Source organism: Paraburkholderia dilworthii (genome assembly GCF_000472525.1).
GTDB lineage: Bacteria > Pseudomonadota > Gammaproteobacteria > Burkholderiales > Burkholderiaceae > Paraburkholderia > Paraburkholderia dilworthii.
The window spans coordinates 64,414-90,196 of record NZ_AWZT01000021.1 but is presented as its reverse complement, the minus strand read 5'-3'; the positions used below and the strand labels follow the sequence as shown (position 1 = coordinate 90,196).

General features: G+C 64.3%; 23 protein-coding genes. 15 read left to right on the top strand and 8 right to left on the bottom strand.

Annotated elements, in window-relative coordinates; translation table 11 throughout:
- Positions 1–127 precede the first annotated feature (127 nt).
- The 3 genes from purD to upp all read right to left on the bottom strand — a co-directional run bounded on the left by purD (position 128) and on the right by upp (position 3,589).
- Positions 128–1,438 (bottom strand): phosphoribosylamine--glycine ligase, encoded by a 1,311-nt coding sequence (gene purD, locus F759_RS0119230; protein WP_027801314.1) that lies wholly within the window; start codon positions 1,436–1,438, stop codon positions 128–130.
- Positions 1,439–1,753: 315 nt separating this feature from the next.
- On the bottom strand, positions 1,754–2,482 hold the full coding sequence (locus F759_RS0119225) for a YebC/PmpR family DNA-binding transcriptional regulator (protein ID WP_027801313.1): 729 nt from the start codon (positions 2,480–2,482) through the stop codon (positions 1,754–1,756).
- 456 nt (positions 2,483–2,938) lie between these two features.
- Positions 2,939–3,589 carry a uracil phosphoribosyltransferase gene (upp, locus tag F759_RS0119220; protein WP_027776630.1) on the bottom strand — a complete coding sequence of 217 codons (651 nt, stop codon included), beginning with the start codon at positions 3,587–3,589 and terminating at the stop codon, positions 2,939–2,941.
- 248 nt (positions 3,590–3,837) lie between these two features.
- Here upp and F759_RS0119215 point away from each other — a divergent pair, with 248 nt between their 5' ends.
- The 15 genes from F759_RS0119215 to F759_RS0119145 all read left to right on the top strand — a co-directional run bounded on the left by F759_RS0119215 (position 3,838) and on the right by F759_RS0119145 (position 20,078).
- Complete coding sequence (locus F759_RS0119215; protein WP_027801312.1) at positions 3,838–4,617, top strand: SDR family oxidoreductase; 780 nt, start codon at positions 3,838–3,840, stop codon at positions 4,615–4,617.
- A gap of 87 nt (positions 4,618–4,704) precedes the next feature.
- Positions 4,705–5,094, top strand: a complete 390-nt coding sequence (locus F759_RS0119210; RefSeq protein WP_027801311.1) for a methylglyoxal synthase — start codon at positions 4,705–4,707, stop codon at positions 5,092–5,094.
- 61 nt (positions 5,095–5,155) lie between these two features.
- Entirely contained in the window at positions 5,156–6,130 is a 975-nt protein-coding gene (locus tag F759_RS0119205; protein WP_027801310.1) for a quinone oxidoreductase family protein, read from the top strand.
- A gap of 216 nt (positions 6,131–6,346) precedes the next feature.
- Positions 6,347–6,475 carry a hypothetical protein gene (locus tag F759_RS44135; RefSeq protein WP_027801309.1) on the top strand — a complete coding sequence of 43 codons (129 nt, stop codon included), beginning with the start codon at positions 6,347–6,349 and terminating at the stop codon, positions 6,473–6,475.
- Positions 6,472–6,564, top strand: a complete 93-nt coding sequence (kdpF, locus tag F759_RS0119195; RefSeq protein WP_006048244.1) for a K(+)-transporting ATPase subunit F — start codon at positions 6,472–6,474, stop codon at positions 6,562–6,564. The genes F759_RS44135 and kdpF overlap by 4 nt, the downstream gene beginning before the upstream one ends.
- Positions 6,561–8,366, top strand: a complete 1,806-nt coding sequence (gene kdpA / locus F759_RS0119190) for a potassium-transporting ATPase subunit KdpA (RefSeq protein WP_027801308.1) — start codon at positions 6,561–6,563, stop codon at positions 8,364–8,366. The genes kdpF and kdpA overlap by 4 nt, the downstream gene beginning before the upstream one ends.
- 81 nt (positions 8,367–8,447) lie before the next feature.
- Positions 8,448–10,544, top strand: a complete 2,097-nt coding sequence (kdpB, locus tag F759_RS0119185) for a potassium-transporting ATPase subunit KdpB (RefSeq protein WP_027801307.1) — start codon at positions 8,448–8,450, stop codon at positions 10,542–10,544.
- A gap of 45 nt (positions 10,545–10,589) precedes the next feature.
- Positions 10,590–11,168, top strand: a complete 579-nt coding sequence (gene kdpC / locus F759_RS0119180) for a potassium-transporting ATPase subunit KdpC (protein WP_027801306.1) — start codon at positions 10,590–10,592, stop codon at positions 11,166–11,168.
- A 233-nt stretch (positions 11,169–11,401) separates the two neighbouring features.
- Complete coding sequence (locus F759_RS37995) at positions 11,402–14,353, top strand: sensor histidine kinase (RefSeq protein WP_244438859.1); 2,952 nt, start codon at positions 11,402–11,404, stop codon at positions 14,351–14,353.
- Positions 14,346–15,044 (top strand): two-component system response regulator KdpE, encoded by a 699-nt coding sequence (kdpE, locus tag F759_RS0119170; RefSeq protein ID WP_027801305.1) that lies wholly within the window; start codon positions 14,346–14,348, stop codon positions 15,042–15,044. Before F759_RS37995 ends, kdpE begins: the two co-directional genes overlap by 8 nt.
- A gap of 121 nt (positions 15,045–15,165) precedes the next feature.
- Positions 15,166–15,486 carry a quaternary ammonium compound efflux SMR transporter SugE gene (gene sugE / locus F759_RS0119165; protein WP_027801304.1) on the top strand — a complete coding sequence of 107 codons (321 nt, stop codon included), beginning with the start codon at positions 15,166–15,168 and terminating at the stop codon, positions 15,484–15,486.
- Positions 15,487–15,725: 239 nt separating this feature from the next.
- A complete protein-coding gene (locus tag F759_RS0119160; protein ID WP_027801303.1) occupies positions 15,726–16,337 on the top strand; it encodes a DUF4126 domain-containing protein in 612 nt (203 codons plus the stop codon).
- 107 nt (positions 16,338–16,444) lie between these two features.
- Positions 16,445–18,934, top strand: coding sequence for an ABC transporter permease (locus F759_RS0119155; RefSeq protein ID WP_084534292.1), 2,490 nt, complete (start codon positions 16,445–16,447; stop codon positions 18,932–18,934).
- Between the two features lie 33 nt (positions 18,935–18,967).
- The gene (locus tag F759_RS0119150; RefSeq protein ID WP_027801301.1) at positions 18,968–19,381 is read left to right on the top strand and encodes a group II truncated hemoglobin; all 414 of its coding nucleotides are present in this window, start codon (positions 18,968–18,970) and stop codon (positions 19,379–19,381) included.
- Positions 19,374–20,078 (top strand): DUF924 family protein, encoded by a 705-nt coding sequence (locus F759_RS0119145; protein WP_027801300.1) that lies wholly within the window; start codon positions 19,374–19,376, stop codon positions 20,076–20,078. The genes F759_RS0119150 and F759_RS0119145 overlap by 8 nt, the downstream gene beginning before the upstream one ends.
- Before the next feature lie 125 nt (positions 20,079–20,203).
- Here F759_RS0119145 and F759_RS37990 read toward each other — a convergent pair whose 3' ends face one another.
- The 5 genes from F759_RS37990 to F759_RS37985 all read right to left on the bottom strand — a co-directional run bounded on the left by F759_RS37990 (position 20,204) and on the right by F759_RS37985 (position 25,782).
- Positions 20,204–22,060 carry an ArnT family glycosyltransferase gene (locus F759_RS37990; RefSeq protein WP_407668544.1) on the bottom strand — a complete coding sequence of 619 codons (1,857 nt, stop codon included), beginning with the start codon at positions 22,058–22,060 and terminating at the stop codon, positions 20,204–20,206.
- Between the two features lie 675 nt (positions 22,061–22,735).
- On the bottom strand, positions 22,736–23,482 hold the full coding sequence (locus F759_RS0119135) for an SDR family oxidoreductase (protein ID WP_027801299.1): 747 nt from the start codon (positions 23,480–23,482) through the stop codon (positions 22,736–22,738).
- A gap of 74 nt (positions 23,483–23,556) precedes the next feature.
- Complete coding sequence (locus F759_RS0119130; RefSeq protein WP_027801298.1) at positions 23,557–24,141, bottom strand: LOG family protein; 585 nt, start codon at positions 24,139–24,141, stop codon at positions 23,557–23,559.
- 10 nt (positions 24,142–24,151) lie between these two features.
- The gene (locus tag F759_RS0119125; RefSeq protein WP_027801297.1) at positions 24,152–24,865 is read right to left on the bottom strand and encodes a TetR/AcrR family transcriptional regulator; all 714 of its coding nucleotides are present in this window, start codon (positions 24,863–24,865) and stop codon (positions 24,152–24,154) included.
- A gap of 221 nt (positions 24,866–25,086) precedes the next feature.
- Positions 25,087–25,782, bottom strand: coding sequence for a diacylglycerol kinase (locus F759_RS37985; RefSeq protein WP_084534291.1), 696 nt, complete (start codon positions 25,780–25,782; stop codon positions 25,087–25,089).
- Position 25,783: the final 1 nt, after the last annotated feature.

Genomic DNA, 25,783 nt, shown 5'->3' with positions numbered 1-25,783 from the left:
ACTTCGAAGCCGATGCGTCGCGCCGCACTTCGCCATGACGCCAATGGCGGCGCGCACGGGCAAGCGCCTTTGCAAACCCGCAGTGTAGCGCCGTTGGCGCCGCACGCGGGCGGCCTGGCCTCGCGACTCAGTGCTTGCTTTCGGTCCTGGCGTCGGGTTTAGCGTCGTGCTTGCGGTTGAGCGCGCGATAGCCGATGTCGCGCCGGTACTGCATGCCGTCGAACGAAATCTGGTTGATCGTTTCATACGCGACCGACTGCGCGCTGCGCACCGAATCGGCCAGACCGACCACACACAGCACGCGGCCGCCCGAGGTGACCAGCTTGCCGTCCGTGAGCGTGGTGCCCGCGTGGAAGGTGACCGAATCCGCGGTTTCGGCGGGAATGTCGTTGATGCGGTCGGCTTTGCGCGGCGTATCCGGATAGTTGTGCGCGGCGAGCACCACGCCGAGCGCGGTGCGGCGGTCCCACTCCAGCTCGACCGTATCCAGCGTGCCGGCGATGGCCTGCTCGACCACTTTCGAATAGTCGCCCTTCAGACGCGCCATGATCGGCTGCGTTTCGGGGTCGCCCATGCGGCAGTTGAACTCGAGCGTCTTCGGGTTGCCTTGCGCGTCGATCATCAGGCCGGCATACAGAAAGCCGGTGTAGCGGATGCCTTCCTTCTCCATGCCGCGCACCGTCGGCAGGATGATTTCGCGCATCACGCGCGCGTGCAATTGCGGCGTGACGATGGGCGCCGGCGAATATGCGCCCATGCCGCCGGTGTTCGGGCCCTGGTCGCCGTCGAGCAAACGCTTGTGGTCCTGGCTCGACGCGAGCGGCAATACATGCTTGCCGTCGACCATCACGATGAAGCTGGCTTCCTCGCCGGCCAGGAACTCTTCGATCACGACGCGCGCGCCCGCGTCGCCCAGCTTGTTGTCCGACAGCATCATGTCGACTGCGGCGTGCGCTTCTTCCAGCGTCTGAGCGACAACGACGCCCTTGCCGGCGGCGAGGCCGTCGGCCTTGATGACGATGGGCGCGCCCTTCGCGTCGAGATACGCGTGTGCGGCGGCGACGTCGGCAAAGGTTTCGTACTCGGCTGTCGGGATCGCGTGGCGCTTCATGAACGCCTTCGCGAAGTCTTTCGAGCTTTCCAACTGGGCGGCTTCCTTCGTCGGCCCGAAAATCTTCAGACCGCGCGAGCGGAACAGATTGACGATGCCTGCCGCGAGCGGCGCTTCCGGGCCGACCAGCGTGAACGCGATCTGTTCTTTTTCGACGAAATCGGCGAGCGCGGCCGGCTCGGTGATGTCGACGTTGCGCAGACGCTCGTCCTGAGCGGTGCCGCCGTTGCCAGGCGCCACGTAGACGAGCTGGACCCGCGGCGACTGCGCGAGCTTCCATGCGAGCGCATGTTCGCGACCGCCGGAACCGACGACGAGTAACTTCATGTGAATCCCCGAGACTTTAAAAACCATAAACGGCTGAAGCGGGAGGCTCAGCCGTGCAATAAATAGCGAGATTCGCGCCGGGTTAGCCTACGCCGACGAAGAAGCCTGTGGGGCAAACCCGCGACTAACCCTAGTGGCGATGGCCCAGCGCGCGCAATCCTGCACCTACGTTCAAAACGCCCGTTCAGCGGCAACGAACCGCAAAAAAGCGGTAACAGACAGCTAAGGCAACAACGCGGGAGCCTGCCGGCAGCGCGGTGCGAGCCTCAGGTCCCGTCAAACCGAACCGGAGCCCCATGCGCTGCCTGAGCACGCTCATTCGTCGGCGATCGCGGCGTTTGTATAGACTTCCTGCACGTCGTCCAGATTTTCCAGAGCGTCGAGCAGCTTCTGCATTTTCACGGCGTCTTCGCCGGTGAACTCGACTTCCGTCTGAGGTTTCATCGTGACCTCGGCCACTTCCGCCTTGAAGCCCGCGGCTTCGAGCGCGGCTTTCACCTTCGGTAAATCGTTCGGCGGGCACAGCACTTCAATACTACCGTCTTCGTTCGTGAGCACGTCGTCGGCGCCGGCCTCGAGCGCGGCTTCCATCAGCTTGTCTTCGGGCGTGCCCGGCGCAAACAGGAACTGACCGACGTGATCGAACATGAACGACACCGAGCCGTCCGTGCCCATGTTGCCGCCGTTCTTCGAGAACGCGTGACGCACTTCCGCCACTGTGCGGGTACGGTTGTCGGTCATGGTGTCGACGATCACCGCCGCACCGCCGATGCCGTAGCCTTCGTAGCGGATTTCCTCGTAGTTCGCGCCGTCGACGCCGCCCACGCCGCGCTGGATCGCGCGGTTGACGTTGTCTTTCGGCATGTTGGCGTCGTACGCCTTTTCGACGGCGAGCCGCAGGCGCGGGTTCGAGTCGATGTCGCCGCCGCCCATGCGTGCCGCGACCTGAATTTCCTTGATGAGCCGCGTCCAGACCTTGCCGCGCTTGGCGTCGGCCGCTGCTTTCTTATGCTTGATGTTGGCCCATTTCGAATGACCCGCCATACCTTTCTCCGTCGCGCGCGCCAGCGGGGCGCACGCATTGTGCAATTGTCGTTGCGATTCCGGGCGCTTGCGCGTGTGCTTGCGGTCTTGCGCCTCGATGTCAAATTCGCGCCTGGCCGGTTTAGCCTCGTCGCGCCGCGCGCGGCCTGCGGGCCGGCTAGATAGCGAGTTACACAACGCTGCAGCGAACTAAACAGCGCCGCAGCGCCCTCGGCAGAGGCGGTGCGGCTCACGTACGGCGAATCCCACGCTAGCTTGCCCGCCCAGCGTGCAGGGGCCGCCGGAACGCGCGACGAGCCTCAAGTTGCCGCAAGCGGGGCTGCCCTTTAAGTGGATTCGAATTTTATCACGGCGCGAGGGGGCGGCAGAGGCAGACATTGGTGTGGACTGCACGGAAAGTGCGCGTGCGCGGCGTTCAGCGTCGGCATCCAAGGCCGCCGGCCCCTTTTGCCGACCTCAGTTCTTGGTCCCGAACAACCGGTCGCCCGCGTCGCCCAAGCCCGGCACGATGTACGCGTGCTCGTTCAGATGCGAATCGAGCGATGCAACGAAAAGCTTCACGTCCGGATGCGCGTCCTGGAACACCTGCACGCCTTCAGGCGCGGCGACGAGCGCGAGGAACAGGATGTTTTCGCCCGCCACGTTGCGGCGCTTGAGCACGTCGACTGCATGCACGGCCGAGTAGCCGGTCGCGACCATCGGATCGCAGAGAATAAACACGCGGTCTTCGAGATCGGGCAGGCGCACCAGATATTCGACCGGCCGGTGATCTTCCGCGCGATACACGCCGATGTGGCCCACGCGCGCCGACGGCACGAGTTCCAGCAAGCCGTCCGACATGCCGATGCCGGCCCGCAGCACCGGCACGATCGCGAGCTTCTTGCCGGCGATCACCGGCGCGTCGATCTCGACGAGCGGCGTGCTCAGACGCCGTGTGGTCATCGGCAGGTTGCGCGTGATTTCATAGCCCATCAGCAGCGTGATCTCGCGCAGCAGTTCGCGGAACGTGCGCGTGGACGTGTCCCGGTCGCGCATGTGCGACAGCTTGTGCTGGATCAGCGGGTGATCGAGGATGAAAAGATTGGGGAAACGGCTGTCCTGAGTCATGGCGGGGGCGCGAGCGGCGGCTAAAAGGTCGATTCGGGGCCGATTCGGGGATCGGTTCGGCGCGCTGCACGGCCGGCGCAATCAGCTTGCGACGACCGGCGCACGCGCCACCGCGCAAGTTTACCGAAAGAGTGCCACCCGAAGATACCGGAGATTGCAGCAGCCCGGCACAGTCAGGCACCGATTCTTCTAGAATCGGGGGAAACTTTGCAACCATCGGGCAAGACACCAGCGAGGAGAACGCACACATGGACATGGGAATCGCAGGACGCGCGGCGCTCGTTTGCGCGGCGAGCAAGGGTTTGGGACGTGGTTGCGCCGAAGCGCTCGCAGCCGAAGGCGTCAACCTGACGATAGTCGCGCGCACCGTCGAAACGCTCGAGGCGACGGCGGCCGCGATTCGCCGGCAAAGCGGCGTCGAGGTGAAGACGGTCGCATGCGACATCACCACGCCCGAAGGCCGCGCCGCGGCGCTCGCAGCCTGTCCGCAGCCGGACATCCTCGTGAACAACGCGGGCGGCCCGCCGCCGGGCGACTTCCGCGACTTCACGCACGACGACTGGATTCGCGCGCTCGAAAGCAACATGCTCACGCCGATCGAACTGATCCGCGCGACCATCGACTCGATGAGCGCGCGCGGCTATGGGCGCATCGTCAACATCACGAGTTCAGCGGTGAAGGCGCCTATCGACGTGCTCGGCCTGTCGAACGGCGCGCGTTCGGGACTGACCGGCTTTGTCGCGGGTCTCGCGCGCAAGATGGCGCCCACCGGCGTCACGATCAATAACCTGTTGCCGGGAATGTTCGACACGGACCGGATCGCCGTCACCATGCAGGCGACAGCGAAATCGAAAAACATTTCCATCGAGGAAGCCCGCGAGCAGCGCATGAAGACGATTCCCGCCGGACGCTTCGGCAACCCCGACGAATTCGGCCGCGCGTGTGCCTTTCTGTGCAGCATCCACGCGGGTTACATCACCGGACAGAACTGGCTGATCGACGGCGGCGCTTATCCGGGCACGTTCTAGACGCATACGTTCGCGCACGTGCGTCGAGGCAGCACTTAGAGCAACATCACAACAACGACAATCACAACGGTTCAGGAGTCTTACGTCATGACCACCCGCATTGCGCTGATCGCGCACGATCACAAGAAGGACGACATCGTCAAACTGGCCGGCGAATACGTCGACACGCTCAAGCGCTGCAACGTCATCGCGACCGGTACGACCGGCGGGCGCATTAGCGAAGCGCACGGCCTGACAGTCGAGCGCATGCTGTCGGGCCCGCATGGGGGCGACCTGCAGATCGGCGCGCAACTGGCGGAAGGGCGCGTGGACATGGTGATCTTTCTGCGCGATCCGATGACGCCGCAACCGCACGAACCGGACATCAACGCGCTCGTGCGCGCATGCGACGTGCACAACATTCCGTGCGCGACCAATATCTCGACGGCGCGCATGGTTCTCGACGTGCTCACGTTGCGTCTCACGCAGCAAGTTTGACACTGCATCCGCTCAGTTCATCGGCCAGACAATCAGCCCGCATTCCATCAAGGAGACACGAATGGTCAAAGCAATCCGATTCGATAAAACCGGTGGCCCCGAAGTGATGAAATGGGTCGACGTGGACGTTGGAGACCCCGGCGCGGGTGAAATTCGCGTCCGTCAGACGGCGGTCGGGCTCAACTATATCGACGTGTACTTTCGCACCGGCTTGTATCCGCTGCCGCTGCCCGGCGGCCTCGGCATGGAAGCGGCCGGCGAAGTCACCGCGGTCGGTGCGGGCGTGAACGATCTGAAACTGGGCGACCGCGTCGCCTACGTGGCGAGGCCGCCCGGCGCGTATGCGCAGGAGCGCGTGCTGCCGGCCGCGCAAGTTATCAGGTTGCCCGATGCGGTGAGCGATGAACAGGCCGCTTCTGTGATGCTGCAAGGCCTGACCGCTCAGTATCTGCTGCGCCGCACGTATCGCGTGAAGGCCGGCGACACGATTCTGATTCAGGCGGCAGCGGGCGGCGTCGGTTTGCTGGTCTGTCAGTGGGCGAAGGCGCTCGGCGCGACGGTGATCGGCACCGTCGGCTCGGACGAGAAAGCGCAGATCGCGAAGGCCCACGGCTGCGATCACGCCATCGTCTATACGCGCGAGAACTTCACGAAGCGCGTGCGCGAGATCACTAACGGCGCGGGCGTGCCTGTGGTGTACGACTCCATCGGTAAGGACACGTTTGCCGGCTCGCTCGATTGCCTCGCGCCGCTCGGCATGTTCGTGAGCTTCGGCAATGCATCGGGACCGCTGCCGCCGATCGACTCATCCGAATTCGCCGGACGCGGCTCGCTGTTTTTCACGCGCCCCACGTTGTTCACGTACATCGGCAAACGCAGCGACTACGAGGCGATGTCGGCCGAACTATTCGATGTGCTGGTCTCGGGCAAGGTCAAGACGAACATCAATCAGCGCTACGCGCTCGCCGATGTAGGTCAGGCGCATGCGGACCTCGAAGCGCGCAAGACCACGGGCTCGACCGTTCTATTGCCGTAGTTCTGATGCGGGCTCAAGGGTTTCGCTGAGTTGCGAGCCCGGACCGAGCGCCGAACCCGGCTAAACCGCTGACCACTACAAGGCCGTTGCATCGCGAGATGCAACGGCCTTGTCCGTTTACGCGATTTTTATACGGCGCGCGCCAGCTTTGATCTGCCCTTTACGCGCTTGCGCATACCGTTGCAGCTATCCGAAATCCGTGATTGGAGAAGAAAAATGGATGTGCTGTACGTCGGAGCCGTCGCGCTTTTTGCCGCGCTGACTTTTGCACTGATTGCCGGCTGCGAGAAGCTGATGCCGTCGCGGTCGCGGCAATTGCCGCGCGGTGAGGGAGCACGCTCATGAACTGGATGCTGTGGATGTCCGGCGCAGCGACCGCGCTGCTGTTCGCGTACCTGGTCTATGCGCTGTTGCGCGCGGAGGACATTGAATGAATTCGAATAATGTCTTGCAGGCCGGGCTTTTCATCGTGGTGTTGCTGGCCGCCGCAGTGCCGGTGTCACGCTATCTGCACGGCGTGATGGACGGCAGTTCGCGCGTGCTGCGATTCGGCGGACCAGTCGAGCGGCTTTTGTATCGCATCGCGGGCATCGATCCGTCGACGGAAATGAGCTGGAAGCACTACGCGATTGCCGCCATCGCGTTCAATGCACTGGGCGTCGTGTTTCTTTACTTGCTGTTGCGCGTGCAGGGATGGTTGCCCGGCAATCCGCAGCAGTTAGGCGCGATGACCGTCGATGGTGCGTTCAATACCGCGATCAGCTTCGTGACCAACACGAACTGGCAGGACTATACGCCGGAACAGACGGTGGGCTATCTCACACAGATGCTCGGCCTCACGGTGCAGAACTTTTTGTCGGCGGCCACCGGCATCGTCGTGGTGATCGCGCTGATTCGCGGCTTCGCGCGCCATACGGCGCAAACCATCGGCAACTTCTGGGTCGATCTCACCCGTGTGACGCTGTACGTGTTGCTGCCGATGTCGGTCGTCCTTGCGACTCTATTGATGAGCCAGGGCGTGATCCAGAACTTTAAGGCCTACGAAAACGTGCCGACGTTGCAAACCACCAGCTACGCGGCACCGAAGCTCGACGCGCAAGGCAATCCGTTGAAGGACGCGAAGGGTAATCCGCTTACCGTCGATACGCCGGTAAAAACGCAGACCATCGCGATGGGTCCGGTCGCCTCGCAGGAAGCGATCAAGATGCTCGGCACCAACGGCGGCGGTTTCTTCAACGGCAACTCGGCGCATCCGTACGAGAACCCGACGCCGTTCTCCAACTTCCTGCAAATCTTTTCGATCCTGATTATCCCGGCGGCGCTTGCACTCGTGTTCGGCCGCATGATAGCGGACCGCAAACAGGGCGTGGCCGTGCTCGCGGCGATGACGATTGCGTTCGGTGTCTGCGTGTTCGGCGAGATCGGCGCGGAGCAGGGCGGCAATCCGGCCTTCGCTGCGTTACACGTCGATCAGTCGGCGAACCTGATGCAGTCGGGCGGCAACGCGGAGGGCAAGGAAACGCGCTTCGGCATCGCGCAGTCCGGCATCTTCACGGTCGCGACGACGGCGGCTTCGTGCGGCGCGGTCGCCAATATGCATGATTCGCTGACGCCTATCGGCGGCCTCTATCCGCTGCTGTTGATGCAACTTGGCGAAGTGATCTTCGGCGGTGTCGGTTCGGGCCTGTACGGCATGCTCGTGTTCGCGCTGCTCGCGGTGTTCGTGGCGGGTCTGATGATCGGCCGCACGCCTGAATATGTCGGCAAGAAGATCGAAGCGTACGAGATGAAGATGGTGTCCATCGTCGTGCTGCTTACTCCGCTGCTCGTGCTGGTCGGCACGTCGATCGCGGTGCTGAGCGACGCGGGCAAGGCGGGCATCGCCAATCCGGGCGCGCACGGCTTCTCCGAGATTCTTTACGCATTCAGTTCGGCCGCGAACAACAACGGCAGCGCGTTCGCGGGCCTGACCGTAGGCACGCCGTTCTACAACTGGCTCACTGCAATCGCGATGTGGTTCGGCCGTTTCGGCACGATCGTTCCGGTACTCGCGATTGCCGGCTCGCTCGCTGCAAAAAAACGTATCGGCGTGACGGGCGGCACGCTGCCCACACATGGGCCGCTGTTCGTCGTGCTTTTGCTCGGCACGGTGCTGCTGGTCGGTGCACTCACTTATGTGCCGGCGCTCGCGCTCGGTCCCGGCGTCGAACATCTGATGATGATGGGCGCGCATTGACGCTCGCCTAATGTGCACGGACGAGTCGGGACGCGTACCAGCACGCGTCAGCAGCAAAGCAACGCGTAACTCGAGGATTCAATGACTGAACATAATTCAACGAGGTCCATGTTCGACCCGGCGCTGCTGCGCCCCGCGATTGTGGACTCTTTCAGAAAGCTCACGCCGCGCACGCAGTTCCGCAATCCGGTGATGTTCTGCGTGTACGTCGGCAGTATTTTGACGACGGTTCTGTGGATCGCAGCGCTCGCGGGTCAGGCTGAGGCGCCCGCGGGCTTCATCCTCGCAGTCACGCTGTGGCTGTGGTTCACGGTGCTGTTCGCGAACTTTGCCGAAGCGCTCGCCGAAGGCCGCTCGAAAGCGCAGGCGGCATCGCTGCGCAGCGCGAAGAAAGACGTGATGGCGAAGAAGCTTAACGAGCCGCATCCCAAGTCGCCGATTCGTATTGTCACGGCGTCGGATTTGCGCCGCGGCGACGTCGTGCTGGTCGAAACCGGCGACGTGATTCCGGCCGACGGCGAGGTGGTCGACGGTGTTGCGTCGGTCGATGAATCCGCAATCACAGGCGAATCCGCGCCGGTGATTCGCGAGTCAGGCGGCGATTTCTCGTCGGTAACGGGCGGCACGCGCGTGCTGTCCGACTGGATCGTCGTGCGCGTCACGGCCAATCCCGGCGAAGCGTTTCTCGACCGCATGATCGCGATGGTCGAAGGCGCAAAGCGTCAGAAGACGCCGAATGAGATCGCGCTGACCATTCTCCTCGTTGCGTTGACCATCGTGATGCTGCTCGCGACGGCCACGTTGCTGCCGTTCTCGATGTTCTCGGTGGAAGCGGCGCACCTGGCACATGCGGCGGGCCACGTCGTGACGATCACCGCTTTGGTGGCGCTGCTGGTATGCCTGATTCCGACCACCATCGGCGGTTTGTTGTCGGCCATCGGCGTGGCCGGCATGAGCCGCATGATGCAGGCGAACGTCATTGCAACGTCGGGCCGCGCGGTGGAAGCGGCGGGCGACGTCGACGTGCTGCTGCTCGACAAGACCGGCACGATCACGCTCGGCAACCGCCAGGCGTCGCAGTTCATTCCGGCGCCGGGTCTGACCGAAGAAACGCTCGCGGACGCGGCGCAACTCTCGTCGCTCGCCGACGAAACGCCAGAAGGCCGCAGCATCGTCGTGCTTGCGAAGCAGCGCTTCAATATCCGTCAGCGCGATATGGCGTCGCTGCACGCGGTGTTCCTCGCGTTCACGGCGCAAACGCGGATGAGCGGCGTCGACCTGCCAAGCCGCGAAATTCGCAAGGGCGCAGCGGATGCGGTGAAGCGTTACGTCGAAGCGAACGGTGGCCGTTTTCCGCACGAAGTCAGCAACGCCGTCGCCGAGGTCGCGCGGCGTGGCAGCACGCCGCTCGTCGTCGCGGACAAAGGCGAACACGGCGCGCGCGTGCTTGGCGTGATCGAATTGAAGGATGTGGTGAAAGGCGGCATCAAGGAACGCTTTGCCGAACTGCGCAAGATGGGGATCAAGACGGTGATGGTCACCGGCGATAACCGGCTGACCGCGGCGGCTATCGCCGCGGAAGCAGGCGTCGACGATTTCCTCGCCGAAGCGACGCCCGAAGCAAAGCTCGCGACGATTCGCGCGCACCAGGCCGAAGGACGCCTCGTGGCGATGACGGGCGACGGCACCAACGACGCCCCCGCACTCGCGCAGGCCGACGTCGCGGTAGCGATGAACACCGGCACGCAAGCCGCGAAAGAAGCGGGCAACATGGTCGACCTGGATTCGAATCCGACCAAGCTGATCGAGATCGTCGAAATCGGCAAACAGATGCTGATGACGCGCGGCTCGCTCACCACGTTTTCGATTGCCAACGACCTTGCGAAATACTTCGCGATTATTCCTGCTGCGTTTGCGACGACCTATCCGGCGCTGAATGCGCTGAACGTGATGCATCTGGCGACGCCGGCATCCGCGATCATGTCGGCGGTCATTTTCAATGCGTTGATCATCGTGCTGCTGATTCCGCTCGCGCTAAAAGGCGTGCGTTATCGCGCGCTCGGCGCGGCGGTTCTATTGCGACGAAATTTGCTCGTGTACGGGCTGGGTGGAATCGTGGTGCCGTTCATCGGCATCAAATTGATCGATATGGTGCTGACTGCGTTCGGCTGGGTTTGAGTCAGGCCCGTTTCAAAACCGGCAGGCTACGAGGAAATAATCATCATGAAAAATCTGTTGCGTCCGTTGATCGTCATTTTTGCGGTGCTGAGCGCCGTGACGGGCCTCGCTTATCCGGCGCTGGCGACCGCGGTGGGGCAAACGCTGTTTCGCAGTGAAGCCGATGGCAGCCTTATCGAACAGGACGGCAAGGTGGTTGGCTCGAAGTTGATCGGCCAGCAGTTCGATGCGCGTCAGTACTTCTGGGGACGTCTATCGGCCACAAGCCCGATGCCCTATAACGCACAGGCTTCGGGCGGCTCCAATCTCGGGCCGACCAATCCGGCGCTTGTCGATGAAGTGAAGGGCCGTATCGACGCATTGAAGGCCGCCGGCACCGATATGTCGGACCCGGTGCCGGTCGATCTGGTGACTTCTTCGGGAAGCGGCCTCGACCCCGAGATCAGCCCGGCGGCGGCCGCTTATCAGATCGATCGGGTAGCAAAAGCGCGCGGGCTTGCGGCGAACGACGTGCAAGCGCTGGTGGACCGTTATACGACTGGCCGTCAATTCGGCATTCTCGGCGAGCCGCGCGTGAACGTGCTGCAACTCAACCTCGCGCTCGACGCAATGAAGCGTGGTTGAGCGCGCTTGGTCACAGGGAGTTGCGGTGCTAACGAACGCGCGGCGAGCACGAGGCAACGACGTGGGAAGCACGTGGGAAGCAGAGCAACCACGCGGCGTGCACCCGCCGCGCGCGCGATACGTCCTTATCTTTTCACGCCGGGAGCGGCGCGTCTTCATGAACGATTTGCGGCCGAGCCGCCGCCGTGCCACCATGCATGCACCGCCGCGTGCCTACGATAAAACATGCAAGCATGAACCGTCCCAATCCCGATGAACTGCTCGACAAACTGCAGCGCGACGAACAACAGCGTCAGCGCGGCAAGCTGAAGGTTTTTTTCGGCGCGTCGGCGGGCGTCGGCAAGACGTATGCGATGTTACAGGCCGCGCGTCGCCGTCGTGACGAAGGCGTAGACGTGGTGGTGGGCATCGCCGAAACGCATGGGCGCGGCGAAACGGCGGCGCTGCTCGAAGGGCTCGACGTGCTGCCGCTTGCGCAATTCGACTACCGTGGCCGCAAGCTCGGCGAATTCGATCTCGACGCGGCGCTGTGCCGCAAGCCGCAACTCATTCTCGTCGACGAACTTGCGCATTCGAATGTGCACGGCGCTCGGCATCTCAAGCGCTGGCAGGATGTGTATGAACTGCTCGACGCCGGCATCGACGTCTACACGACCGTCAACGTTCAGCATCTCGAAAGCCTGAACGACGTAGTGGGGCAGATCACAGGCATCCGCGTGTGGGAGACGGTGCCCGACAGCGTGTTCGATCGCGCCGACGAAGTCACGCTGGTCGATCTGCCCGCCGAGGAACTGCTCGATCGTATGCGCGACGGCAAGGTGTATTTGCCGCAGCAGGCGGAGCGGGCGGTGCGCAATTTCTTTCGCAAGGGCAATCTGATTGCGCTGCGCGAGCTGGCGTTGCGCCGTACCGCGGATCGCGTCGACGCGCAAATGCGCGAGTATCGTGCGGACCGTTCGATCGAGCGGATCTGGCAGGCGCGCGAGCGCTTGCTGGTATGCGTCGGCCCCGGCCCCGAAGCGCCGATGCTGGTGCGCGCGGCGGCGCGTCTTGCCGCCAGTCTGAAGGCCGACTGGATCGCCGTGTATGTGGAAACGCCCGCATTGCAGCGTTTGCCCGATGCGCGCCGCGAGCGCACGCTGAACGCGTTGAAGCTCGCCGCCGAACTCGGCGCCGAAACCGCGACGCTGGCAGGCACGGACGCGGCTCTCGCGCTCACCGGCTACGCACAGGCTCGGAATGTTTCGAAGCTGGTGGCGGGCGCATCGGCGCGCACCGGTTTGACACGCTGGCTGCGCCGGCCGCTTGGCGAGCGCATCGCGGAAAAGGCGAGTCATGTCGATCTCACGCTGATTCGCGCGTCGTCGTCGGAAAGCGGCAGCGGCGAGCAGCACCGCTTGCTCAGCACGACCGCGAACGCGTGGCGCGACGCATTGAGCGCCGCACGCGAACGCCGCTCGCCGCCGCGCGCTTACGGCTTCGCGCTGGCGATCTGCGCGGGCATAACGGCGTTGTCGAGCCAACTGAGCAACCGCATCGATCTGACGAACCTCGTCATGCTCTATCTGCTCGGTGTGATCTTCGCCGCCGCGAAGCTCGGACGCGGGCCCGGCGTGCTGCTGTCGTTCGCGAGCGTGGCCGCATTCGATTTTTTCTTCGTGCCGCCGCGCTTGTCGTTGTCGGTGTCGGATACGCAATATCTGCTGACGTTCTTCGGCATGTTGCTGACCTCGCTCGTGATCAGTCATCTCACGTCGAGTTTGCGGCGCGAGGCGCGCGTCGCGCGGCGTCGCGAGCAGCGCACCGGCGCGATGTACGCGATGGCGCGCGAACTGGCCGCGGCGCTGACCACTGAACAGATCGTCGACATCGGCAGCCGGCATGTGAGCGAAGTGTTCGGTGCGCGCGTCGCGATCCTGTTGCCCGACAGCGCCGACCGGGTGAAGCAGAAAATCGAGGACCCGGACGCGGCGATTACGCTCGAAGGCGAGCTGCTCGATACCGATGTCGGCCAGTGGGTCTACGATCACCAGAAGCCGGCCGGGCACGGCACCGACACGCTGCCCGCCGCCGCCGCTTTATATCTGCCGCTGAAGGCGCCGATGCGCACGCGCGGCGTGCTTGCCGTGGTGCTGCGCGACGAACACGAACTTGACGTGCCCGAGCAGCAGCGCATGCTCGACGCCTTCGCGGCGCAGATTGCGCTGGCGCTGGAGCGCGTGCATTACGTCGATATCGCGCGCGACGCGCTGGTCAATATGGAATCCGAACGTTTGCGCAACTCGCTGCTCTCCGCGATTTCGCACGATTTGCGCACGCCGCTCACGACTATCGTCGGCTTCTCGTCGATGCTCGCGCAATCGCGCGCATCTCAAGGCGAAGTGCAGCGCGACGGTGAACTTGTCGATGCGATCCATGAAGAAGCACTGCGCATGACCGGCATCGTGACGAATCTGCTCGACATGGCGCGCTTGCAGGCGGGCAGTCTGCAACTGAACCGCCAGTGGACGCTGCTTGAGGAAACCGTGGGCGCCGCGCTGCGCGCCTGCAGGCGTGTGCTGACCGGACACCCTGTGCAGGTCAATCTCGCCGCCGACCTGCCATTGCTGCATCTCGACGCTGTATTGATGGAGCGGCTTTTCTCGAACCTGTTCGAGAACGCGGCGAAATACACTTCGCCGGGCACGCCGTTGACGATCGGCGCGCAACGCTGCGAGACGAACGGCGAGCCGTTCGTGCGCGTCACCGTCGACGATAATGGGCCGGGCCTGCCCGCAGGCATGGAAACGCGCGTATTCGAAAAGTTCACGCGCGGCGAAAAGGAGTCGGCAAAGCCTGGCGTGGGTCTCGGCCTCGCGATTTGCCGCGCGATCGTAGAAGCGCATGGCGGCAGCATCGGCGCGTTGAATCGCGTGTCGGCGGAGTCCGTGGAGTCGGCGGGTGGCCGTATCGACGGCGCGCGCTTCTGGTTCATGTTGCCGGTCGAAACGCCGCCGGACGCGCCCGACGCATTCGATGCGCTGAACGCGCCGGATGCCCTGGAAGACGAAGCCGCCGACAATCCGGCCACTGACGCGTTTTCGCAGCCGCACCTGGATCCGCATCTGGAGCCGCAATTGAACCCTCATCTGAACCCGCAATTGAATCTTCATCCGAACCCGCTTGCCAAACCAGCCCATGAGTGAGCCGAGCATCACCGTCGTTCTGATCGAAGACGAAAAGCAGATCCGCCGTTTCGTGCGAGCGGCGCTGGAAGGCGAGGGCATCGCCGTGCATGACGCCGAGACCGGCAAGCAGGGTCTCGTGGAGGCGGCGACGCGCAAGCCCGATCTCGTCATCGTCGATCTCGGTCTGCCGGACACCGACGGGCTCGACGTGATCCGCGAATTGCGCAGTTGGAGCGAACTGCCGGTGATCGTGCTGTCGGCCCGCACGCAGGAGAGCGAGAAAGTCGCGGCGCTCGATGCCGGTGCGGACGACTACCTGACCAAGCCGTTCGGCGTGTCCGAACTGCTCGCACGAATTCGCGCGCATCTGCGAAGGCGCAATCAGGGCGGCGCGAACGAATCGCCGCAGGTGCGCTTCGGCGCAGTGAGCGTCGATCTGGCGTTGCGTCAGGTCACGCGCGAAGGCGCGACGGTTCATCTGACGCCGATCGAATACCGGCTGCTCGCGACGCTGGTGCGCCATGCCGGTCGCGTGCTGACGCACCGGCAACTGCTGCGCGACGTGTGGGGGCCGTCGCATGTCGAGAGCTATCACTATTTGCGCATCTATATGGCGCATTTGCGCGGCAAACTCGAACGCGATCCGGCGCAGCCCGAGCATATCGTCACGGAGACGGGCGTCGGCTACCGGCTAGTCGGCGTGGTTTGAGCATGGCGGCGTGCGCGCCTGCGGCACGAACGCGGCGTGCTCGTTATAATTACGGACCGTAAGGACGGCCTTACGCTATTCACTAACGGGGACGGCCCCATCTGATCAATGGAGCTGTTTCATGTCCTGGATTCTTCTGTTCATCGCCGGTTTGCTCGAAGTTGCGTGGGCCGCCGGTCTCAAGAGTTCCGAAGGTTTCACTCGTCTGTGGCCTTCCGTTTTTACCATTGTTACTGCGCTCGGCAGCTTCGTTCTGCTTGCAATGGCAATGCGGCAGTTGCCGCTCGGCACCGCTTACGCGGTCTGGACCGGCATCGGCGCGGTGGGCGCATTCATCTTCGGCATCGTGATGATGGGCGAGGCGCTGACGGCCGCGCGTGTTGCCAGCGCGGCGCTGATCGTCGTCGGCCTGATCGGGCTCAAGCTGTCGTCGGGGCATTGAGCGCCCGCACGCGGCAACAGGCGCCCGACCGTGGGCGGCGCTGCACGCGTCGCCATTTTGCAAGCCACTCTGCGTTCTGCGAATTAACGTGGCTATAATGAGATGGAAACCAACCTGAAATTGCCCGCGGCCTGCTCGGCGCGGCCGGCTTGGCGCGGGTCTGACGACTTCGGTGTGGCGGCTCCTTCCTGATCGGCCCGCCGAAGCGCCCGGCACGCACAGCGCGCCCGGAGGCGGCCATGCTTGAATCACTTTCGCTTGCTGCGGGGCTCTCATGGGGCAGCGGCCTGCGCCTCTATCTGACGGTCCTGCTGGCCGGCGTGTTCGAGCGCCTCGGCGTCGTTCATCTTCCCGATACGCTGTCCGCGCTGTCCTCGCCGTGGGTGATCGGCGTGGCGGGCGCGCTCACCGTCACCGAATTTCTCGCCGACAAGATCCCCGCGTTCGATTCCTTGTGGGACGCGATTCACACGTTTATCCGCATTCCGGCCGGCGCAATGCTCGCAGCCGGCGCGCTCGGCCATGCCGATCCCGCGCTGCTGACCGTTGCCGCGCTCGCGGGCGGCACGCTCGCGGGCACCGCGCATCTGACGAAAGCGGGCACGCGCGCGCTGATCAATCTGTCGCCGGAACCGGTGTCGAATATCGTCACGTCGACCGCTGAAGACGGTCTCGTGTTCGGCGGCATCCTCCTTGCACTCTTCGTGCCGCTGCTGTTTCTGGTGCTGATCGTCGGCTTTCTCGTGCTCGCCGGCTGGGTCTTGCCGCGGCTGTGGCGCGGCGTGCAGGGCGGCTTTCGCGGCATGGCCACGCATATGGTGTCGCGCCTCGCGAGGAGCCGGCACGATTGAGCGAAACAGAAGAAACAAGCGATAAGGTAAGACGGTCCACGGCGCACGTCGCCGTACCTGCGGCGCGTCGCTTTAGCGGCAGCGATCTGCTGCGTCAGGCGATTCGTATGACGGCGCGCGACTGGCGCGCGGGCGAACTCACGATGCTGCTGCTCGCACTCGTGCTGGCGGTCGCCGCGCTATCGAGCGTAGGCTTTCTCGCCGACCGTTTGCATCAGGGGCTCGAGCGCGACGCGCGGCGCATGATCGCCGCCGACTTCATCGTGCGTGCCGATCATCCGGTCGATCCGCAGTTCGCGCAGGAAGCCTCGGCGCTCGGGCTGCATACAGCGACCACGGCAATCTTCCCGAGCATGATCAACTCGACCGGCGCGCAGCCGGTGTCGCGGCTCGCCGCGATCAAGGCCGTGTCGCCGGGCTATCCGCTGCGCGGCGCGTTGCGGATAGCTTCCGCGCCGGGCGCGGCGGATCATCCCGCGCAAACCATTCCCGCTCCAGGCACGGTCTGGGTCGATCAGCAATTGCTCGACGCTTTGAAGGTGCGTGTCGGCGATACCGTGAAGGTCGGCAACCGCAGCTTCACCATCGGCGCGATGATCACGCGCGAACTGGACCGCGGCTTCTCGTTCGTCAACTTCTCGCCCCGTCTGATGATGCGCGCCGATGAAGTGCCGTCTACGGGCCTCATCACGTTCGGTAGCCGCGTGACGTACCGTCTGTTGGTGGCGGGCACGGATGCGTCGGTCGCGCGTTTCGCGCAGTTCGCGCACGGCAAGGTGGACGGCGGCAAGATGCGCGGAGTCGCGCTCGAATCGTTGCAGGACGGCCAGCCGCAAGTGCGTCAGACGCTCGACCGCGCGAGTCATTTCCTCACGCTCGTGTCGCTGCTGACCGCGCTGCTCGCGGCCGTGGCGATTGCGATGGCCGCGCATCGGTATATGCGCCGGCATCTCGACGGTTGCGCCGCAATGCGCTGTCTCGGCGTCAGTCAGGCCACGCTGCGCGCATTGTTCACGCTCGAATTCGTCGGCGTCGGCGTGGTGGGCGGCGCGCTCGGCGTCGCATTGGGGTATCTCGGCCATCTGGCGTTGCTGACGTGGCTCGGCAGCCTGATCGACGTCGCATTGCCGTACCCCACGGCATGGCCGGCGCTTGAGGGCATCGCCGCCGGTCTCGTGCTGCTGCTCGGTTTCGCGCTGCCGCCGCTGTTGCCGCTTACGCGTGTGCCGCCGGTTCGCGTGCTGCGTCGCGAGTGGGGCGAGGCGGGCCGCACGGCGTGGGCCGCGTACGCGCTTGGCATCGTGCTGTTCGCTGGACTGCTGATCGTCGCGGCGGGCGAGTTGAAGCTCGGCGGGATAGTCGCAGGCGGTTTTGCGGGCGGCCTGCTGGTGTTTGCATGCGTCGCGCGGCTTGCGCTCTGGGGCGCGGCGCGCGCGGTGCGCAGCGAGCGTGTGAACGCGGGGATCGGCTGGCGTTATGCGCTCGCTTCGCTGGAGCGGCGCAGTAGCGCCAGCGCGTTGCAGATCACCGCGCTCGGCATCGGCCTCATGTGCCTGCTACTGATCGCGATGACGCGCAACGACCTCGTGGCCGGATGGCGCAAATCGACGCCGCCCGACGCGCCGAACGAATTCATCATCGACATTCAACCCGATCAGCGCGAAGCGGTTACGCATTACCTCGACACTCACGGCGTGCCGGGCACAGTGCTCTCGCCGATGGTGCGCGGCCGGCTCACCGCGATCGACGGCAAAGCGGTGAATCCCGATTCGTTCAAGGGCGACGACGCAAAACGGCTAGTGGATCGCGAATTCAATCTGTCGTACACGAGTCAGCTGCCTGAGGACAATCGCGTGTCCGCAGGCGCTTGGTACGGCGACACGAAGACGCCGCAGATTTCGATCGAAGAAGGGCTCGCGAAGCTGATCAACGTCAAGCCGGGCGACGTGCTGCGCTTCGATGTCACCGGTTTGCAGATCGACGCGCCGGTCACGAGCGTTCGCAAGCTCGACTGGGGCTCGTTCAAGGTCAACTTTTTCGTGCTGATGCCGCCCGCGGCGCTGCAGGATTTCCCCGCGACGTTCATTACGAGCTTCCATCTGCCGCCGGAAAAACGTTCGACGATCGACGGCCTGATTGCCGCGCATCCGAACCTCACGGCCATCGACACCGGTCCGATCCTCGCGCAGGTGCAGCGCGTGTTGCAGCAGGTGATCGGCGCGGTGCAATTCCTGTTCGCCTTCACGCTCGCCGCAGGCGTGCTCGTGCTGTACGCGGCGCTCGCCGGCACGCGCGACGAGCGTATGCGAGAATCCGCGCTGCTGCGCGCGCTCGGCGCGTCGCACGGCCAGGTGCGCGCGGTGCAGATTGCGGAGTTCGTCGCGGTCGGTGCGCTCGCCGGATTCATGGCCGCAGTCGGCGCGCAGGTGATCGGCTGGGTGCTCGCGACTCGCGTGTTCCAGTTTTATCTCGAGTTCAATCCGTGGCTGCTGCCGGCCGGAGTGGCGGCGGGCGTCGTCTGCGCCGCGCTTGGCGGCTGGCTGAGTTTGCGGCATGTGCTGTCGCGTCCCGCGTTGCAGTCGTTGCGGGACGCCTGACTTTTCCCCTGGTTTTCTGGTTGGTGAGTTGTTATGAGTGAGCTTGATGACGAAGTGTCGGCGGCGCAGCCGACGGCCTTCGAACTGGTCGGCGGAGAAGCGCGTGTGCGTGAACTGGTCGACCGTTTTTACGACCTGATGGATCTCGAGGCGGAGTTCGCCGGAATTCGTGCTCTGCACCCGGAGTCGCTCGAAGGCTCCCGCGACAAATTCTTCTGGTTCCTGTGCGGATGGCTGGGCGGCCCGGACCATTACATCAGCCGCTTCGGGCATCCGCGCCTGCGTGCGCGGCATTTGCCGTTCGCGATTGCGTCGAGCGAACGGGACCAGTGGCTTCGCTGCATGGCTTGGGCGATGGAAGACATCGGACTTGCCGAGCCGCTGCGAGAGCGTCTGCTCGGCTCGTTTTTCGAAACGGCCGACTGGATGCGTAACCGCAATGGTTGACGCGGGCGGCAAGGTGCCGTTGCCGGCGCCCCATGCGGTTGCGCGCGCGGCGTCAGCCCGCGCGTTGGCCGAGTACGCGGCGCTCGATCCGCAAGCGCGCGCCGTGCTCGACTGCTGGTTCGGCGCGCCGGACTCGCCGGATTTCGGCGAGCCGCGCAAGCTCTGGTTTTCCGCCGACGATTCATTCGACGCGATGTTGCGCGAACGTTTCGGAACCCTGATCGATGCCGCCTGCGAGTCGCGGCTCGATAGTTGGGCCGCAATGCCGCTCGGCGCATTGGCGCTCGTCATCTTGCTGGATCAGTTTTCGCGCAACTGTCACCGAGACACGGCGAGAGCGTTCGCGGCCGACCGGAAAGCGCTGGCTATCGCGCAGCAGATGGTGGCGAGCGGAGCGGATCGTCTGTTGCCGGGCGTACATCACCGCGCGTTTGCCTATCTGCCGTTTGAACACGGCGAATCGCTTGCGAGCCAGCACGAGTCGCTGCATCTTTTCAAGGCGCTTGCCGCCGAGCCGGGCGGTGAATCGTATTACCCGTTCGCGGTAAGGCACGCGCAAATCATCGAACGTTTTGGACGCTTTCCGCACCGGAATGCGGTGCTCTCACGTGAGTCCACGGCCGACGAGATCGCCTTTTTGCGCGAGCCCGGGTCGTCGTTCCAGTCGCGCGCGAGGAAGCGGGCCGGCAGACTTTGAGGTGCGTTCTGGCCACCTGACGCACGCCGCGTTGCGGGCCAACGCGGAGACGTTGGGCCTTTATAGACGGGCGACGTTGCCCGTCGAACGCGCGGGGCGCCACTCACTTAACGCGCCGCATCGCCTTATGGGCTCTTCGCACCCGCAGCGGGCGATGCAGCCGTCGTGCGCACGAAGACGCGCAACAACTCGTCGGTGTCGCCTGGACGCGCGCCCGACCAGAACAGACGCCAGTCGCCCGCGGGCATGCGCGCGTTGTCGCGGCGGCTTCCGGCGATCAGCCACGTGCACCCGGTCGTGCGCGTGTTGGCAGTCGGCTGATGCTCGATGCCCGTGTAGTAATCGAGCATCGGCGCTTCCGATTCGCCAAGCCCGGTGCTCGCCATGCAATCGCCGTCATTCCATTCCACGTTCAACGCGGCGCCGAGGTTCTCGAACACCGAGCGGTAGCTTTTCGCGTAGTCGAGCCAGGGCAGCAGCAGGGTGCTGACGAGTCCCCACGCGACGATCGCACCCGCGCACCAGCTCAGCGCGCCGCGCCATTTGCCCGTGTACTTGAAGACGGGCAGCAGCCAAAGCCAGCCGATGGTCATCAACACCGCGGCGACGATCAAACCCGGTTTCACCGGCAACACCCAGTCGAGCGGCAACCATCGGNCGAGCCGGTGCAGCGATGCGTGGCTAGCCGCGGGGTTGGTCATGATCGACCAGACGATCCACGCGAGCGCCGCCGTGCTGCCGAACAGCACGCGGCTCGTCATGTCCCACGCCGTGTGCAGGCGCTGCGGCAGTCGCCCGGCGCCTTGCATCGCGAGCAATGCTAAAGGAGCGATGAACGGCAGAATGTACAGCTCACGGATCGTCGCGGAGCTTTGCAGGACCGCGAAGCCGATGCCCGCGAAAATCGCCGGCAAGGCGACGCGCGGATCGCGCCAGCGCCGCCATGCGCCGCGGGCGAGCGCGGCCAGTGCCAGCGGCACGACTGGAAAACCGACGGTCAGCACGGTGCGTAGCACGAACAGGCGGCTCTCGGTTTCGGAGCCCAACTCTGCAACCGAAAAACCAAAAAAGCGGCCGACGTTGTTATCCCACAGCCAGACCTTGAAGAGCGCTTCTGAGCGCAGATAGAAGCAGACCGGCCAGATCAGCGCGAACGGTGCGCAAACCAGCATCGCGACGCCGAGCGCGCCGGCGAAGCTGCGGCGACGACAAGCTGGATACAGCGCGAGCACCGCGCAGGTGGTCGCGCCGAATACGAGCGGCAGGAACAGGCCCTTCGCGAGAAACGATAAGCCGACGCCCGCGCCGAACATCGCGGCGCCGCTGAGAATCGCGTGGCGGCGTTGCCGAAGGGCGTCGGCGGACGGGTCGTTGGGTTGTTCGTCGTATCGCAGATGCGCGAGCACGAGTTCGAACAGCCCGCAAAAGCCAATGGCGGCGCCGGCCATCAGCGCGACATCGGTCATCATGTCGTGCACGTGCTTGACGACGATGAGCGTGCCGCCGAACAGCGCCACGCTGCCGATCACGCGCAGGTCCAGCCAGCTCGATGCATCCACCGCACGGCGCGCGACGCGGGCCGTGTAGTAGACGGTCAATCCCGCGAACAGCGCGCTCGCGAGGCGTGCCGCGTCATGCAAGGGCAGATAGCGGCCCAGCATCCATGCAAGGCCCGCGGCCACCCAGTCGTAGACAGGCGGCTTTTCGACGAACGGCTGGCCCGCGTTGGTCGGCACGACGAGATCGCCGGTGTCGAGCATGTGCTGAACGATGCCGAATGTGTATGTTTCGTCCTGCTTCCAGGGATCGTGGCCCAAGGTGCCCGGCAAAAGCCACGCGCAGAGGATCGCCAGCGCGACGAGCCACAGCAGCGGACGCGCGGCGCTGAGCGCTCGCCAGCGCTCGGCGCCGCGATCGGGGCGGTCGGCAGGCGCCGATCCTGAGGCCGGCGATCCGGAAGCTGGCGATCCGATGCTCAGCAATCTGGAGCCCGGCCATCCGTAGGTCCACGATTCAGGGACTCGCGATTCAGACGCCCCTGATTCAGGGACTCGCGGTTCAGAGGCTCGCGATTCAGAGGCCCGCGGTTCAGAGGCTCGCGGTTCAGACACCCGCGATTCACAGACCCACCCTTCAGATGCGCGCCATCCCGCGGCCGACGCCCCGGCGAGTGAGCTCGCCGCGTCAGACGCGCCAGGTCTCGAAGCCTCGCGACTTCCGGCGGGTCTTACAGACGCTGCGCCGTCGGCGCCGAGCTCGCAGAGCGGCTTCGCGCCGTTGGCGACAATGGCGGCTGATCCAATCGAGCGCACCTGCTGGGCGCTGTCGATAAGGCATGCCGGTGCGCGTGCCGCCGTAGCGGCGCTTCGCTTGCGCCACGGCGCAAATGGCTTCTGTTGCATGAGACGATCCCTGGTCGCCGTACGCCGCAACATGGGCGCGCGTACCGGCGTTCTAGCTTGTGTCGCGCGCAATGGCGCGCGATCGGCCGCGATTGTAGTCTCCCATTATTACGAAGGATTACACGGGCGGCGGCGCACGAAGCCGACGATCAGGCGTCTAGCGGCAATACCGGCTTGATGGCCGGCCAGCGGCGAGTTCGGAGGAAACGCAGCGCGAGATCGGTCGCCGCGTGAATCGATAGGAAAGAGCCCTGCCTAGCGTCCGCCCGCGACGTCGAGCAGCGCGCCGGTCACATACGACGCCGCGTCGCTCAGCAGCCAGACGATGGTTTCGGCGACCTCGTCGGCGCGGCCGGGACGGCCGAGAGGTGTTGTCGCGCCGAGCTGGGCGGCGCGCTCGGGCTTGCCGCCGCTTGCATGGATTTCGGTGTCGATGAGGCCCGGCCGCACTGCATTCACGCGCACGCCTCGTGGCCCGAGTTCCTTTGCAAGACCGAGCGTCATCGTGTCGACTGCGCCTTTCGAACCTGCATAGTCGACATATTCGTTCGGCGAGCCCAGACGCGCCGCCGCCGACGACACATTGACGATCACGCCGCCCACGCCGCCGCGATCGGTCGACATGCGCCGCGCGGCTTCGCGCGCGCACAGATACGCGCCGAGCACGTTGACGTCGAACATGCGCGTGAGCCGCGCCAGATCCATGTCGGCGAGTTGCATCGACGGTGCAACGATCCCGGCGTTATTGACGAGCGCATCGAGCCGGCCAAAGCTCTGCTCGACCGCATCGAACATCGCGATCACGTCGGCTTCGTTCGCGACGTCGCCGGCAACCGGCAACGCGCGTCCGCCGGCCCGCTCCACTTCCGCGACGGTCTCCTGCGCGGCCGCGAGATTGCGCGTGTAGTTCACGCCGACCGACCAGCCGCGCGCACCGAGCAAGCGCGCGGTCGCACGGCCTATGCCGCGGCTGCCGCCGGTGATCAGAACCGTTTGGGTCATTGCAGCCTCGCGTGCAAATAGAGTTGGCGCCGAAAAAGCGCCGGTCGTTCAATGGCCGCCGATAGTCACTGTATTCAGACGGCTTCGCGTTTAATCGCCCACTTGTCGGCGGCGGGCGGCTGATAGCGTTGCAGCTTGCCGATCAATGCGGCGGGATCGGCGTCGATCTGCAGGATGTCGAGATACGTTTCGCGCATGAAGCCTTCTTCCACCGTGTGCCGCAAGAGCTTGATCAACGGATCGTAGAAGCCGTCGATATTGAGCAGTGCCACTGGTTTCTGGTGGTAGCCGAGTTGCGCCCACGTGTAGACCTCGAAAAACTCCTCGAGCGTGCCCGCACCGCCCGGCATCGCGACGAACGCATCGGACAGATCGGCCATCATCTTCTTGCGATGATGCATATCGGGCACCACATGCAACTCCGTCAGACCCTTGTGGCCCACTTCCTTGTTGACCAGCAATTCGGGAATCACGCCGATTGCGCGGCCGCCTTCGGCCATGACCGTGTCGGCGATCACACCCATCAACCCCACTTTGCCGCCGCCATAAACCAGCGCGAGGCCGGCTTCTACGAGCGTGCGGCCGAACGCTCGCGCGGCCTCCGCATACAAGGGCTTGGCTCCGTTGGCGGAGCCGCAATATACACACACCGACTTCATGAAAAACGTCCTATTCGTTGCGAGGCGCGGCGCCTTCCTTCGGCGGCAGATAATCGTAAAACTCGCGCTTTTCCAGCTTGCCAGACACGAGGTCGTCGAAAATTTGCCGCGAGCGGCCGCGCAAGTATGGCGCCATCAACGACACGATCTGCACGCTCACCTGATGCAGTTCCGCGCGAATCGTTTCCTGCTCGTTGTATTTGCGCGGGTTCATCACGAACTGATACGACAGCCAGTATGTCGCAATCACGCCGATGTTGGTCGCGATCACTTGCAGTTCCTCGGGCGTGGCGACCATTTCACCGTCCGCCACGAGTTGATCGCAGAACTGGCTCGCAAAGCGCACCTTGTGGCTGATGATCTGCTTGAAGTGCGTTTCGAGCGTGCGGTTGCGCGCGAGCAGGTCGTTCAGGTCGCGATACAGGAAGCGGTAACGCCATGTGAAATCGACCATGTATTGCAGATACGACCACATTTCGTCGATGGTCGCGCGGTGGTCTTCGGGGAAGCGCAAACGCTTTTCGATCTCCTGCTCGAACTGGCTGAAGATGCTGTTGATGATGTCGTCTTTGTTGCGGAAGTGGTAGTACAGGTTGCCTGGACTGATTTCCATTTCCTCGGCGATGGTCGTCGTCGTGACGTTCGGCTCGCCGATTTCGTTGAACAGTTTCAACGACAGTTCGAGTATCCGTTCGCGCGTGCGGCGGGGAGGTTTGGCTTCCATGTCGTCCGGCCCTGGTTACGCCGGGTTGGGCGCGCGGCGGCGTGCCGCTGCTGCGTGTTCCACCCGGACGCGGTTGCTATTTTGAGACTGCCGGACGATTATAAACCGAGCGTTCTAATTTCAAGCGAATACTCAGGGTTTTCATTCTTTTGGTGGACGCGGAGCATCTGAAGTGGCGTTTTATCGCTTCGCTCGCGCCGCCCAGCTTCGGTGCGTGGTCTTCAAAGCCAGGCTTTTACCCAGCGTGTGACGACCGGGCCGACGATCAGCCCCCACGTCATCACGCACATGCCGAGTGCGACCATCACCGCCGCGCTGCCCAGGTCTTTCGCGCGGCGCGACAGTTCGTGCCGTTCGAGCGAAATGCGGTCGATGGCCGCCTCCACGCTCGAATTCAGCAACTCGACGATCAGCACCAGCAGCACGGAACCAAGCAGTAACACGCGCGATACCGGTTCGACCGGAACCAGCACGCCGCACGGAAGCAGAATCGCGGCGAGCGTCAGCTCCTGGCGAAACGCGCTCTCTTCGCGGATGGCGACGCGAAATCCCGCGAGCGAGTTTTTCATTGCGTGCCAGGCGCGGGTGAGGCCGCGGTTGCCCTTGTACGGGTTGAACGGCAGAGGCGCGAGCGGATCGTCGGGACCGAGCGGTTCGTGCTGCGGACCGCTTCTCGTGGGCGTGCCGTTGTGTGCGCGCTCGCCGATTTGGCCGTTCAGGCGATGCGCGTCGGCCTCGTCCGGCGCGGCGGATTCGCTGACGTCGTCGAACGGGTCGACGTCTGCCGTGTCGTGGTCGTCTTGGTGGTCCTGATGGTCCTGATGGTCCTGATGGTCGCGGCGATCGTTGGACGCATGCACGGCGCGCAGCGCGCCGTTCGAGGACGCGCGGCTCGCTGGAGAGGATCTGGTTCGCATG

Excerpts from the sequence above, each read along its gene's own strand:
- purD (WP_027801314.1), bottom strand. The coding sequence starts at position 1,438 with ATGAAGTTACTCGTCGTCGGTTCCGGCGGTCGCGAACATGCGCTCGCA.
- sugE (WP_027801304.1), top strand. The coding sequence starts at position 15,166 with ATGTCCTGGATTCTTCTGTTCATCGCCGGTTTGCTCGAAGTTGCGTGG.
- upp (WP_027776630.1), bottom strand. The coding sequence starts at position 3,589 with ATGACTCAGGACAGCCGTTTCCCCAATCTTTTCATCCTCGATCACCCG.
- kdpE (WP_027801305.1), top strand. The coding sequence starts at position 14,346 with ATGAGTGAGCCGAGCATCACCGTCGTTCTGATCGAAGACGAAAAGCAG.
- F759_RS0119145 (WP_027801300.1), top strand. The coding sequence starts at position 19,374 with ATGGTTGACGCGGGCGGCAAGGTGCCGTTGCCGGCGCCCCATGCGGTT.
- F759_RS0119125 (WP_027801297.1), bottom strand. The coding sequence starts at position 24,865 with ATGGAAGCCAAACCTCCCCGCCGCACGCGCGAACGGATACTCGAACTG.
- F759_RS0119215 (WP_027801312.1), top strand. The coding sequence starts at position 3,838 with ATGGACATGGGAATCGCAGGACGCGCGGCGCTCGTTTGCGCGGCGAGC.
- F759_RS0119150 (WP_027801301.1), top strand. The coding sequence starts at position 18,968 with ATGAGTGAGCTTGATGACGAAGTGTCGGCGGCGCAGCCGACGGCCTTC.
- kdpF (WP_006048244.1), top strand. The coding sequence starts at position 6,472 with ATGAACTGGATGCTGTGGATGTCCGGCGCAGCGACCGCGCTGCTGTTC.
- F759_RS37995 (WP_244438859.1), top strand. The coding sequence starts at position 11,402 with ATGAACCGTCCCAATCCCGATGAACTGCTCGACAAACTGCAGCGCGAC.
- F759_RS0119160 (WP_027801303.1), top strand. The coding sequence starts at position 15,726 with ATGCTTGAATCACTTTCGCTTGCTGCGGGGCTCTCATGGGGCAGCGGC.
- F759_RS0119205 (WP_027801310.1), top strand. The coding sequence starts at position 5,156 with ATGGTCAAAGCAATCCGATTCGATAAAACCGGTGGCCCCGAAGTGATG.
- kdpA (WP_027801308.1), top strand. The coding sequence starts at position 6,561 with ATGAATTCGAATAATGTCTTGCAGGCCGGGCTTTTCATCGTGGTGTTG.
- kdpC (WP_027801306.1), top strand. The coding sequence starts at position 10,590 with ATGAAAAATCTGTTGCGTCCGTTGATCGTCATTTTTGCGGTGCTGAGC.
- F759_RS0119130 (WP_027801298.1), bottom strand. The coding sequence starts at position 24,141 with ATGAAGTCGGTGTGTGTATATTGCGGCTCCGCCAACGGAGCCAAGCCC.
- F759_RS0119155 (WP_084534292.1), top strand. The coding sequence starts at position 16,445 with ATGACGGCGCGCGACTGGCGCGCGGGCGAACTCACGATGCTGCTGCTC.
- F759_RS0119135 (WP_027801299.1), bottom strand. The coding sequence starts at position 23,482 with ATGACCCAAACGGTTCTGATCACCGGCGGCAGCCGCGGCATAGGCCGT.
- F759_RS37985 (WP_084534291.1), bottom strand. The coding sequence starts at position 25,782 with ATGCGAACCAGATCCTCTCCAGCGAGCCGCGCGTCCTCGAACGGCGCG.
- F759_RS0119225 (WP_027801313.1), bottom strand. The coding sequence starts at position 2,482 with ATGGCGGGTCATTCGAAATGGGCCAACATCAAGCATAAGAAAGCAGCG.
- kdpB (WP_027801307.1), top strand. The coding sequence starts at position 8,448 with ATGACTGAACATAATTCAACGAGGTCCATGTTCGACCCGGCGCTGCTG.
- F759_RS0119210 (WP_027801311.1), top strand. The coding sequence starts at position 4,705 with ATGACCACCCGCATTGCGCTGATCGCGCACGATCACAAGAAGGACGAC.
- F759_RS44135 (WP_027801309.1), top strand. The coding sequence starts at position 6,347 with ATGGATGTGCTGTACGTCGGAGCCGTCGCGCTTTTTGCCGCGCTGACT.